The following is a 12,693-nucleotide window of genomic DNA, read 5'->3' as shown; positions in this document are numbered from 1 at the left end:
ATATTAGAAAAAGAACCTTTGGTATTAGAAGAAGTAATGCAAGAGAACGAGCAGCTGATTAAAGAAAAGTATAAAGAGGAAGATAGATCGAAGCCTCATATGTTACAAACGGTAGAAGAAATTGATGGAAAAAATGATACTAAGATTGAAATAGAAAGTGAAACAGAACTGCTCATATTAGAAAAAGAGCCTTTAGTATTAGAAGAAGTAATGCAAGAGAACGAGCAGATGACTAGAGAAAAGTATAAAGAGGAAGATAGACGGAAGCCGCTTATATTAAAAGTGTCAGAAGAAATAAATGAGCAAGAAGAATCAGGAGAATTAGATACGGCAGCCTCTCAGTTAATAGAAAATCAGAAATATAATGACAGATCAAATGAGAGCGTTCAGTCACCTTCAAAAGCACTTTTAGAACTTCATGAAGATAATACGGAGCATATTCAACAGGATAAAATAGAATATAAAAGCAAAGATATTATTTCAGAAGATCGGACAATACAAAGAAGCGAAGATAGAACTGAAGAAATGCGTACAGATGAGCCAGCTAAGGAGATCCCTTCATCGAATGAAAAATCTAACGTTCCCTTTAACGTAGTAATGTTAAATAGAGATAAGAAGAAACTTAGCCAAAATCAAGAGGGTGGTTATCAATTTCCTTCTCTTACTTTTTTAAATATTCCTCCATACAGGGAAAACGATGATCAAGTTTGGCTTGAAGAACAAAAGGAACTATTAGATGTTACTCTTAAAAATTTCAATGTTGGTGCAAAAGTAGTGAATGTAACACAAGGACCGGCTGTCACACGTTTTGAAGTGCATCCGGAACCAGGGGTTAAAGTGAATAAGATTACGAATTTAACTGATGATATTAAGTTAAGCCTTTCAGCTAAAGATATTCGGATCGAAGCACCAATACCTGGTAAGAATACGATAGGTATTGAAGTTCCTAATAAAGAGAGTAAAATGGTATTTTTACGTGAAATATTAAGAAATCCTGTATTTCGTTCAAATCCTTCCGCAATGACAGCAGTTTTGGGATTAGATATTTCAGGACAGCCTGTCGTAACAGATTTAAGTAAAATGCCGCATGGTTTAATCGCGGGAGCAACAGGATCCGGGAAAAGTGTATGTATTAATACTATTTTAGTCAGCTTGCTTTATAAGGCTGCACCACATGAAGTGAAATTATTATTAATTGATCCGAAAATGGTTGAGCTTGCACCATATAATAAAATACCGCATCTCGTCAGCCCAGTTATAACTGATGTAAAAGCAGCAACAGGAGCGTTAAAATGGGCGGTAGAAGAGATGGAAAGACGTTATGAACTTTTTGCCCATTCGGGTGTAAGAGATATAAAAAGATACAATGATCTCGTAAAAGAACATGAAATGGGTGATCATTTACCATATATAGTTATTATTATTGACGAGTTGGCAGATTTAATGATGGTTGCACCTGGAGATGTGGAAGAAGCAATCTGTCGTATCGCTCAAAAAGCAAGAGCATGTGGAATCCACTTAATTGTTGCAACACAAAGGCCATCTGTTGATGTTATAACTGGTTTAATTAAAGCGAATATTCCGACGCGAATTGCATTTTCTGTTTCTTCTCAAATTGATTCAAGAACAATTATTGATGTAAATGGAGCGGAAAAGCTTTTAGGTAAGGGAGATATGCTGTTTTTAGAAAATGGTTCCTCAAAGGCTGTAAGGCTTCAAGGAACATTCGTATCAGATGAAGAGATCGAACGTGTTGTAGAATTTGTAAAAAAACAATCAAAACCAAATTATCTGTTTGAGCAGGAAGAATTGATGAAAAGAGCGGCTGTGCAAGCGGACGGGGATGAATTATTTTATGAAGCTTGTGAGTTTGTTGTCGCCCATGGAAGTGCATCAACATCCAGCGTACAAAGACGATTTAGAATTGGATATAATAGAGCCGCACGTTTAATTGATTTAATGGAAGAACAAGGAATTATTTCTGGGAACCGTGGCAGTAAGCCGAGGGATGTTCTTATTACAGAAGAAGAGCTTGAGATGATTCAAGAAGGAAACTCTTTTTAAGTAAGAAAGTTACCTTTCTATACTATTTTTTAATATGCAGGTTACAAGACTCTTTACGGTCAGTAAGGCGGACTGTCTGTAAAGAGATGATTATTTTGTTTAGCTTTCAGTATAAGGCAATCTAGTTTTGGAAGAAAAAACAGCTTTTATTTTTAATTATTCCAGTAAATATGCTTACGTTTTTTCGATGAAAAATATGATATGATGGGTAAAAAGTTTTGGAAAAGGGAGCTTATGGATGAAGGAAATAGAACTAAAACTTCAAGGTAAAATCAAGAGGTTAACAAATCAGACGTTTAAATTTGATAAACGTGTCGGAGAAGGATGGTTTTCGGCAGTTTATTTTTTAAAAACTCGTGAAATTGTAAAGGAATTTTGTCCGGAAAATATTGTAACAATGCAGTTTTTTCAAAGGAATCATGCTGTTTTATGTGGAACAGATGAGGTGATCGCACTTGTTAAAACATTTGCTAATAATCCTGAAGGCTTAGAAATTCACTCTTTACAGGATGGAGATAAAATAAGTCCTTTTGAAACGGTGTTAACAATAGCAGGTCCTTATGAAGACTTCGGTTATTTAGAAGGCATTATTGATGGTATTCTATCAAGACGTACATCTGTTGCAACGAATGTATATAATGTCGTGAAAGCCGCGGGTGATAAGCCCGTTATTTTTATGGGAGACAGGGATGACCATTTTACGCAGCAAGCGGGTGATGGTTATGCTGCACATATCGGAGGATCGACGGCACAGGCTACACATGCTATGAATGAATGGTGGGGAAAAGAAGGTATGGGAACAATGCCCCATGCTTTAATCCAGCTTTTTAATGGAGATGTCGTTGAAGCAGCAAAAGCATATTACAAGAAATATCCTGAAGATGATCTTATCGTCTTAATTGATTACAATAATGATTGTATTAATGATGCACTTCGCTTGGCCAGAGAATTTGGAGATAATTTAAAAGGAGTACGCGTTGATACTTCGAGAACGATGATTGATCATTATTTTATTCAAAATACTCATGTTTTAGGCACATTTGATCCAAGAGGAGCTAATCCAGAGCTTATATTTGCCCTCCGTGAGGCACTTGATAGTGAAGGATATAATCATGTCAAAATAGTCGTAAGTGGAGGATTCAATGAGGAGAGGATTAAAGAGTTTGAAGAGAGAAAAGTCCCAGCTGATATTTATGGCATTGGCGGAAGTCTACTAAAAATAAATATCGGTTTCACCGGTGATAATGTTCTTCTAAATGGGGAGCCTCAAGCGAAAGCTGGAAGACGTTTTCGACCGAATCCTCGTCTTGAAAAAGTGGATTAATATAATATGGCAAAAGTAATTGATTTACAAGAACATCGTGTTAATAAAGAGATCCGTCTTGAAAAAGCGATGATCGATCATTATGAGCAGCTTATGCTTTATATTAAGCACCGAGTGAACATTCGGGAAAAAGTGAGAGCAAAAGTTATTTTTAGTGAGAAAGTAGGATGTAAATCTTCCTCTAAATTCAATACACTAGAGGAGCAGTTATTTTTAAATTGGTTTGCATTTGATTATACAACGGTTCAAGGATTAACTATTTATCAAATATTCCTTAAACATCATCATCGCTTAGACGATGTGCTCCATGCTTTGTTTATAGTCAGTGTTCTTGAACCCTATGAGATAATAAAGAAGAATGAAGATTATATAACAGCAGTAAATTTACAAACAAATATAATCTGCCAGCTTAAATATGCAGTTGATAGTCAGAATAAATCTTTTTTCTTTGCAAGAACGGTTCCTATTTTTGATAGGTTTCTCTGCTTAGGAGGGATTTTTCAAAAAGTGAGTAATAATAAAATAAGCAGTCTATTAAATGATTATAATAATCAGGAAAAAATAGGTTGGCGAACATATTTGAAGAAATATGCAATACAATATGTTTGGAATGGGAAAACTGAACATGAATAATTCATCGTTTATAGTTTTCATGATCTTTCTGTTTTGGTAGTATAGAATAAGTGACCGTAGTCTTACATAGAGTTCGGTATTTAGAATGTATTAGTGTTTTTACGAGAAGGCATTTTTACAAATTATTATACAAAGGTTGCAAAACTAGATGAACGTCATATACTGTCAATCAGATAGACGTTTGCTGGAGGTTCTTTTATGACTGTTTATCATTTTGTTGGAATAAAGGGTACTGGAATGAGTGCTCTTGCACAAATCTTACATGATATGAATTATAAAGTGCAGGGATCAGATATTGAAAAGCCTGTCTTTACAGAGAAAGCACTCGAATTACGAGGAATTGAAATACTACCTTTTTCCAGAAGCAATATTAAACCGGGTTTAACAATTATTGCCGGCAACGCTTACCCGGATACCCATGAGGAAATTGAAGAAGCGATGAATCTTGGTTTGCCTGTTATTCGCTATCATAAGTTTTTAGGTGAATTCATGGAGAAATATACAAGTGTAGCAGTTACTGGTGTCCATGGAAAGACTTCTACAACTGGGCTTCTTTCGCACGTTATCCAAGGATATCAACCGACATCCTACCTTATTGGTGATGGAACAGGGAATGGAGTCGAAAATAGTAAATATTTTATTTTCGAGGCATGTGAATACAGAAGACATTTCTTATCATATCATCCAGATTATGCGATCATGACAAATATCGATTTTGATCATCCTGATTATTTTTCAAATCTTGAAGATGTGTTTAATGCTTTCCAGGAGATGGCTCTTCAAGTAAGAAAAGGAATTATTGCTTATGGGGACGACGATGAGCTGCAAAAAATTCAAACGAAAGTACCTGTTGTTTACTATGGTTTTGGCGAGGAAAATGACTTCCAGGCAAGAAATATTGTAAAGGGAGTAGACGGCACAAGTTTTGATGTTTTAGTAAGAAATACATTCTACAGCTCCTTTAAAATAACAGGCTATGGGGATCATAGTATTTTAAATGCTTTAGCAATTATTGCGTTATGTCATTATGAAGGTGTCAATGTTGAAGTTATTCAAGAGCGATTACAGACTTTTACAGGTGTAAAGCGACGCTTTAATGAAAAACGAGTTGGTGCACAAATTTTAATTGATGATTATGCACATCATCCGACTGAAATTAATGCAACGATTGATGCTGCACGTCAAAAATATCCTGACAGAGAAATTGTTGCTGTTTTCCAGCCGCATACGTTTACACGTACGCAATCATTTTTAAATGAATTTGCTGACAGTTTACAAAAAGCTGATTATGTTTATTTATGTGATATTTTCGGGTCAGCAAGAGAGAATTTTGGTAATCTCTCTATCCACAACTTATTAGAAAAAATTGATAACGCCAGTCTTATTGATGAAAAGGATACATCGGTTCTAAAAGCACATGAGAATGCTGTTTTAGTATTTATGGGTGCTGGAGATATTCAAAAATATCAGCAGGCATATGAGCAAGTATTAGCATAAAAATAAAGGACTCAAATGAGTCCTTTATTTTTTTACTTTAAATTTTCAGGATTCAATGATTCCAGCTCTGGAAGAACAAATAATCCGTCTTTTCTAATAAGAACATCATCAAAATAAATTTCACCGCCGCCATACTCAGGTCTTTGAATCATAACGATATCCCAATGAATATTTGAATTATTCCCATTGGATGCTTCGTCATAACATTGACCAGGTGTAAAATGGAAGCTGCCGGCAATTTTTTCATCAAATAAAATATCTTGCATCGGATGTAAAATATATGGATTGACACCGATTGCAAATTCTCCGATAAATCGTGCTCCTTCATCTGTATCGAAAATCTTATTAATTCTTTCTGTATCATTTGCAGTTGCTTCGACTATTTTTCCATCTTTAAATGTTAAACGGATATTTTCAAAAGTGAATCCGTTATAAGGTGAAGCAGTATTATATGTAATAACTCCATTTACTGATTCTTTAACAGGGGCAGTATATACTTCACCATCAGGAATATTCATTTGTCCTGAGCATTTAATCGCAGGAATATCCTTTATTGAAAATGTTAGATCAGTTCCTTCTCCTTTTATATGGACTTTATCTGTTTTATTCATTAATGAAACTAATGAATCCATTGCCTCGTCCATTTTGCTGTAATCGAGATTACATACATTAAAATAAAAATCTTCAAACTGCTCCGTACTCATTTTTGCAAGCTGCGCCATAGAGGAATTTGGGTAGCGGAGCACAACCCATTTTGTTTTTGGAACACGAATTTCACGGTGAACCTTTTGTCCGATAGTTTGGCCATGAAGCTTTATCTTATCATCAGGAACATCAGCATGTTCATTTATATTATCACCTGAACGGAGTCCGATATAAGCGTCCATTTTGCTCATTACTTCTGCTTCAAAACTAGCGATCATTTCATATTGTTCTTTTTGTCCGCCTATCATTAAAGCACGGTCAACCTGATTGTCTTTTAGGGAAACGAATGGATATCCGCCAGCTTCATATGCTTCTTTTATTAATGCAGTGACGAGCTCTCTTTGAAGGCCGAAGTTTTCAATTAATACTTTTTCTCCTTTTTGCAGGCGAATGGAATAATTAATTAAGTTTTTGGCTAAATCAGTAATTCGTGGATCTTTCATAGATAATCACTCCTTAGGAAATTACATATTTTTATTCTAACCGATTTAATAAGTACTATTGAAATATTTTTGCTTTAATTTAGAAGGAAATTGTATTATTTAACGAGAATAACTATATTAAGATTAAAGATTGAACAAATTGGGTATATGGCTAACAGGAGGTGTAAAAGACATGATTATTATTGTCTATATAAGTGTCGCATTAATCGCAGTTGCCTTTACAATACTGGTTGTATACTTATCGAGGGTGCTTAATTCTCTCCAAGGAACAATGGATAATGTTGCTAAAACATTGGAAGGTCTTGAAAAGCAAATGCAAGGAATAACGCTAGAAACGACTGAATTATTACATAAAACAAACGTATTAGCAGAAGATATTCAAGAAAAGTCAGAAAGACTAAACTCGGTTGTCCATGCTGTTGAAGATGTTGGATCTTCCATTCAGCAATTTAATAGATCAGTTAGGAAAGTAACAACATCGGTTGCTTCTAATCTTGAAGATAATCAAGAGAGAATAAGCCAAATTGTTCAGTGGGGCAATGTTGCGATTGATCTTTGGGAAAAATGGAAAAGTAAGAAAGAAACGAAAGATATCATTTAAACTTAAGGGGGACTTCAAATGAGTAAAAATGATTTAAACAGTAAAGACTTTCTTATTGGGGCATTAGTTGGCAGTGCAATAGGTGCGGCAGCGGCACTATTTTTAGCACCTAAAGCAGGAAAAGATTTCCGAATTGAGATTAGTCAAAAAGCTACTGAAGTAAGAGATAGAACGAGTGAATTTAAAAATAATGCAATTGAAAAAAGTGGTAATTTGGCGAATTATGCAAAAGAAAAAACAGTGAACTTATCACAAATTGTATCTGAACAGTCCTCACAAATTATGAACAAGGTTCGTGACTTTAAAGGTTCTTCACAAGAACAAGCTGACATTGCTGAATCAGAAATTGCTGATGCACTAAAAGAAGTTTCTAATAGTGATGAGGAAATAAAAGAAAATAGGGAAGCAATTGAACTTCCTAAAAAAGAAGAAGTAGTAAATTCAGCTAATTAAGAACAGTTATGATCTCTCTAACTGTATACAGTTATCTTTTAAAGTATAAAAAGTTAGAGAGGGCTTTGATTTCTACAGAAATTATTTAAGTTAGAGGAGTTAATAATGAATAAAATTATAATTGAAACAGTCGAACAATTTAAAGAGTTAGAAAACAAGCATGATACTTTTTTATTTTTTAAAAACAGTGTAACATGTCCAATTAGCCAAGGTGCTTTTGATGAATTTAACCAATTTATCTCTGAGCATAAAGAAGTGCCTGCTTATTATTTAAATGTTCAAACTGCAAGAGAATTATCAAACTATATTGCTGAAACATTCCAAATAAAACATGAATCACCACAAATTTTATTAATAAAAAATAAAGAAGTTATTTGGAATACATCCCATTCAAATATTACATATGATAAGCTGAAAAAAGCAGTCTTACAGTAAATAGAGCAGTGATTAAGGGCACTTAATGAAAAGTGCTCTTTTTAAATAAAAAATACTTTAGTGCTTAAAAGCGTTTAAATGTTAAAGTTTTTGGTGACAACTTGAAAATATTCGTATATAATAGTCACTAATTAGAACTTATGTTATTTTAGTTATATTAATGTTTTAAAATTTTACTGGAATGAAAGAAAGGATGATTGAGATGAGTAGTGTAGAGTTAGATGCTTTAAGAGAAAGAGTAGACGAGATTAATTTACAATTATTAAAACTTATCAGTGAGCGTGGAAAATTAGTACAAGAGATCGGTAAGGCGAAGGAATCACAAGGTGTTAATCGCTATGATCCTATTCGTGAGCGCTCAATGTTAGATATTATTAAAGAATACAATGAAGGACCATTTGAAAATTCAACGTTACAGCATATTTTCAAAGAAATCTTCAAGGCTGCGTTAGAATTACAAGAAGATGATAAGAAGAAAGTACTTCTTGTATCACGTAAGAAAAAAGCAGAAGATACAATCATTGAAGTTAATGGTGTGAAAATTGGTGATGGAAGCCAAACGTTTATCGTTGGACCATGTGCTGTTGAAAGCTATGAGCAAGTAGAAGCTGTTGCAGCAGAGGCTAAAAAGCAAGGAATTAAAATTTTACGCGGTGGTGCATACAAACCACGTACAAGCCCATACGACTTCCAAGGTCTTGGATTAGAAGGTTTAAAAATCTTGAAAAAAGCAGCTGATGAGCATGGTTTAGCTGTTATTAGTGAGATTGTAACACCAAGTGATCTTGAAACAGCATTAGATTATGTTGATATTATTCAAATTGGTGCACGTAATATGCAAAACTTTGAATTACTAAAAGCAGCAGGTGCTGTTAAAAAGCCAGTTTTATTAAAACGCGGACTAGCAGCTACAATTGAAGAATTCATTCATGCTGCCGAATACATTATGTCACAAGGTAATGATCAAATTATTTTATGTGAGCGTGGAATCCGTACTTATGAAAAAGCAACAAGAAATACATTAGATATTTCAGCTGTTCCAATTTTAAAACAAGAAACACATTTACCAGTTATGGTTGACGTAACACATTCAACAGGTAGAAGAGATTTACTTATTCCGACAGCTAAAGCTGCATTAGCTATTGGTGCTGACGGTGTAATGGCAGAAGTACATCCAGATCCAGCTGTTGCATTATCAGATGCACAGCAGCAAATGAACTTCGAGCAATTTGACACATTCATGAAAGAATTAAAACCATTCGTTAAAGTGAATGCATAAGAAATAGTTTATAGATGTTTTTAAGAAGCTGTCTGATAAAAGTATACCAATTTCTAACTGATCTTAAGTATATAAGCGGTTAGAGATTGTGAATACTTTCTTAGAGACAGCTTCTTTTGCTACTATAATAAAAAATAAGTAGAAATCCTTGTGAAAACGCTTTAATTTTCACTATAAATCATTGCAGTTCGTTTTATTGTATCGTATGATTAGGTACATAAAGTAGGAGAAATAGATAGCTTATTTATTGTTAAAGGGGTGTCGATATGACAAATGTGACGATATATGACGTTGCGAGAGAAGCAAATGTTTCGATGGCTACGGTTTCCCGTGTAGTAAACGGAAATCCGAATGTAAAGCCGACGACAAGAAAGAAAGTGCTCGATGCCATTGAAAGATTGGGATATCGTCCTAATGCAGTAGCGCGTGGATTGGCTAGTAAGAAAACAACAACAGTCGGTGTTATCATTCCTGATATTTCAAGTACATTTTTTGCTGAATTAGCACGTGGAATCGAAGATATAGCAACGATGTATAAGTATAATATTATTTTAAGTAATTCTGATCAAAATAAAGAGAAAGAACTTCATTTATTAAATACAATGCTTGGTAAACAAGTGGACGGTATCGTATTTATGGGCGGAAATATTACGGAGGAGCATGTGGAAGAATTTAAACGTTCTCCAGTTCCTATCGTTCTTGCTGCATCTGTTGATTTAACAGAAACAATCCCATCAGTAAATATTAATTATGAACAGGCTGTCTTTGATGTTATTTCAATGCTAGTTGAAAAAGGACATCGTAAAATTGCCTATGTTACCGGTGTTGAAACAGAGCCGATTAATAAAGTGAAGAAAACAGCCGGTTATATGCGTGCACTTGAAGAAGCAGGTATTGCCTATGATGAAGATTTAATAGTCGAAGGCGATTACTCATATGATTCAGGTATTGAAGCTTTTGAGAAAATTGATGAATTAGATGAAAAACCAACAGCAATCTTTGTAGCAGCAGATGAAATGGCGCTCGGTGTCATTCATGGTGCGCAAGATAAGGGTTATTCTATTCCAGATGATTTTGAAATAGTTGGTTTTGATAATACGAGACTGGCAGTGATGGTTAGACCACAGCTGACAACAGTTGTTCAGCCGACATATGACATCGGTGCGGTAGCGATGAGATTATTAACAAAATTAATGAATAAAGAGGAAGTGGAAGACCAAATCGTTGAACTTCCACATCGAATTGAATATAGACAAACAACGAAATAACTTATTTTAATCAAATGAGACCTCTCTAATAACCGCTGGCTTATCATTTTGAAAAGCTGCGGAAGTTAGGGAGGTTTCTTTTCTTTGGATAGATTATCAATAATTAATACAGATTAATTATACTGTGTTCATATAACTCAGGTGTGTAATAAAAGTTGTAAATTATGATTTTCCTCTATTCAAGGTTAAGTATCTATTTTTGAAAAATTGAGAAAAATCAAATTTTATAATATAATGTAATGGTAAAATCTATGCGACAGGGGGAGTTATAATGAAAATGGAGACAATGCCTGTAACGAAGGGAATTTATAACTTAACGGATTATGATGAAGTTTATAAAAATTTCAATTGGAAAAGCATAGAAGATAAATTTTCATGGTCTGAAACTGGAAAAATTAATGCAGCATATGAAGCAATTGATAAACATGCAGATACATTTCGGAAAAATAAAATCGCCTTATACTACCGTGATCAAGAGCGAGAGGAGAAATATACGTTCAAAGAAATGAAAGGGCTTTCAAATAAAGCTGGCAATATATTAAAGAATGCTGCCAATGTTGAAAAAGGTGATCGTGTTTTTGTTTTCATGCCTAGAACACCTGAATTATACTTTATTATTCTTGGTGCTATTAAATTAGGTGCTATCGTCGGTCCATTATTTGAAGCATTTATGGAAGGAGCGGTGAAAGACCGTTTACATGATAGTGAGGCAAAAGTAATTGTAACAACGCCGGAATTGCTTGATAGAATTCCGATAAATCAATTACCGGCATTAAAAAAGATTGTAGTCGTTGGTGAAAATGTTAGTGCGCCGCATATTGATTTTTTAACTGAGATGAAATGTGCCAGTACAAAGCTTGATATTGTATGGGTTGAGAAAACAGATGGTCTGCTTCTTCATTATACTTCCGGTTCTACTGGAACACCTAAGGGAGTATTACATGTCCATTATGCGATGATTCAGCATTATCAGACGGCACAATGGGTTCTTGATTTAAAAGAAGATGACGTATACTGGTGTACGGCTGATCCAGGCTGGGTAACTGGAACGATCTATGGAATTTTTGGTCCATGGCTGTCAGGAACAGCTAATGTTATTGTTGGCGGCCGTTTTAATCATGAAGCATGGTATAAAGCAATTGAGGATTATAGCGTTACTGTCTGGTACAGCGCCCCAACAGCTTTTAGAATGCTCATGGGAGCAGGAGATGAGCTTATAAATAAATATGATCTCAGTTCGCTCCGTCATGTGTTAAGTGTTGGTGAACCGCTTAATCCTGAAGTTATTCGCTGGGGAATGAAAGTTTTTCAAAATCGCATCCATGATACATGGTGGATGACAGAAACAGGTGCACATACTATTTGCAATTATCCTTGTCTGGAGATTAGACCCGGATCGATGGGAAAACCAGTTCCAGGAGTGGAGGCGGCAATCGTCGATGATAAAGGGAACGAACTGCCACCGTACAGAATGGGAAACTTGGCAATTAAAAAAGGGTGGCCATCTATGATGTATGCGATTTGGAATAATAAAGAGAAATACGACTCTTATTTTATGCAGGGAGATTGGTATGTTTCCGGTGATTCTGCTTATATGGATGAAGCCGGATATTTTTGGTTTCAAGGAAGAGTAGATGATGTTATTGTAACCGCAGGTGAGCGGGTTGGTCCTTTTGAGATTGAAAGTAAATTAGTAGAACATCCTGCAGTTGCTGAAGCCGGAGTTATTGGTAAACCAGATCCAATCAGAGGAGAGATTATTAAGGCGTTTATTGCTCTACGTGAGGGCTACAGTGATACGGAGGAGCTAAGGGAAGAAATTTATACATTTGTAAAATCTGGTCTTGCAGCACATGCTGCACCACGGGAAATAGAGTTTAGAGATAAATTGCCAAAAACGCGCAGTGGCAAGATTATGCGCCGTGTTTTGAAAGCATGGGAGCTGAATTTACCCGCAGGTGATCTTTCGACGATGGAAGATTAAAAAAGGT

At 35.0% G+C, this 12,693-nt stretch carries 11 protein-coding genes; 10 read left to right on the top strand and 1 reads right to left on the bottom strand.

Going from position 1 to position 12,693, the window contains the following annotated elements; all coding sequences use genetic code 11:
* The 4 genes from BFA01S_RS12900 to murC all read left to right on the top strand — a co-directional run.
* Positions 1-2,064, top strand: a 2,064-nt coding sequence (locus BFA01S_RS12900; protein WP_156483664.1) for a DNA translocase FtsK, incomplete at its 5' end; no start/stop codon positions are given.
* Positions 2,065-2,302: 238 nt separating this feature from the next.
* On the top strand, positions 2,303-3,388 hold the full coding sequence (locus tag BFA01S_RS12895) for a nicotinate phosphoribosyltransferase (protein WP_066230997.1): 1,086 nt from the start codon (positions 2,303-2,305) through the stop codon (positions 3,386-3,388).
* Positions 3,389-3,394: 6 nt separating this feature from the next.
* The gene (locus tag BFA01S_RS12890; protein ID WP_066230994.1) at positions 3,395-4,021 is read left to right on the top strand and encodes a hypothetical protein; all 627 of its coding nucleotides are present in this window, start codon (positions 3,395-3,397) and stop codon (positions 4,019-4,021) included.
* Between the two features lie 198 nt (positions 4,022-4,219).
* A complete protein-coding gene (gene murC, locus BFA01S_RS12885) occupies positions 4,220-5,518 on the top strand; it encodes a UDP-N-acetylmuramate--L-alanine ligase (RefSeq protein ID WP_066230990.1) in 1,299 nt (432 codons plus the stop codon).
* Between the two features lie 32 nt (positions 5,519-5,550).
* On the opposite strand, the gene BFA01S_RS12880 is transcribed toward murC, so the two are convergent.
* Positions 5,551-6,666 (bottom strand): aminopeptidase, encoded by a 1,116-nt coding sequence (locus tag BFA01S_RS12880; RefSeq protein ID WP_066230987.1) that lies wholly within the window; start codon positions 6,664-6,666, stop codon positions 5,551-5,553.
* 172 nt (positions 6,667-6,838) lie between these two features.
* Here BFA01S_RS12880 and BFA01S_RS12875 point away from each other — a divergent pair, with 172 nt between their 5' ends.
* From BFA01S_RS12875 to acsA, 6 genes are all read left to right on the top strand, one after another.
* The gene (locus tag BFA01S_RS12875; protein ID WP_066230984.1) at positions 6,839-7,267 is read left to right on the top strand and encodes a DUF948 domain-containing protein; all 429 of its coding nucleotides are present in this window, start codon (positions 6,839-6,841) and stop codon (positions 7,265-7,267) included.
* An 18-nt stretch (positions 7,268-7,285) separates the two neighbouring features.
* A complete protein-coding gene (locus BFA01S_RS12870) occupies positions 7,286-7,720 on the top strand; it encodes a YtxH domain-containing protein (protein WP_066230978.1) in 435 nt (144 codons plus the stop codon).
* A gap of 105 nt (positions 7,721-7,825) precedes the next feature.
* Positions 7,826-8,155 carry a bacillithiol system redox-active protein YtxJ gene (gene ytxJ, locus BFA01S_RS12865; RefSeq protein ID WP_066230973.1) on the top strand — a complete coding sequence of 110 codons (330 nt, stop codon included), beginning with the start codon at positions 7,826-7,828 and terminating at the stop codon, positions 8,153-8,155.
* Between the two features lie 202 nt (positions 8,156-8,357).
* The gene (locus tag BFA01S_RS12860; protein ID WP_066230970.1) at positions 8,358-9,434 is read left to right on the top strand and encodes a bifunctional 3-deoxy-7-phosphoheptulonate synthase/chorismate mutase; all 1,077 of its coding nucleotides are present in this window, start codon (positions 8,358-8,360) and stop codon (positions 9,432-9,434) included.
* Positions 9,435-9,700: 266 nt separating this feature from the next.
* Positions 9,701-10,702 carry a catabolite control protein A gene (gene ccpA, locus BFA01S_RS12855; RefSeq protein ID WP_066230967.1) on the top strand — a complete coding sequence of 334 codons (1,002 nt, stop codon included), beginning with the start codon at positions 9,701-9,703 and terminating at the stop codon, positions 10,700-10,702.
* A 271-nt stretch (positions 10,703-10,973) separates the two neighbouring features.
* Positions 10,974-12,686 (top strand): acetate--CoA ligase, encoded by a 1,713-nt coding sequence (gene acsA, locus BFA01S_RS12850; protein ID WP_066230964.1) that lies wholly within the window; start codon positions 10,974-10,976, stop codon positions 12,684-12,686.
* Positions 12,687-12,693: the final 7 nt, after the last annotated feature.

Source organism: Metabacillus fastidiosus NBRC 101226, assembly GCF_001591625.1.
GTDB classification, from domain to species: Bacteria; Bacillota; Bacilli; order Bacillales; family Bacillaceae; genus Metabacillus; species Metabacillus fastidiosus.
Note: the sequence above shows the minus strand (reverse complement) of the source record. Positions and strands in the feature narration are given on the sequence as shown.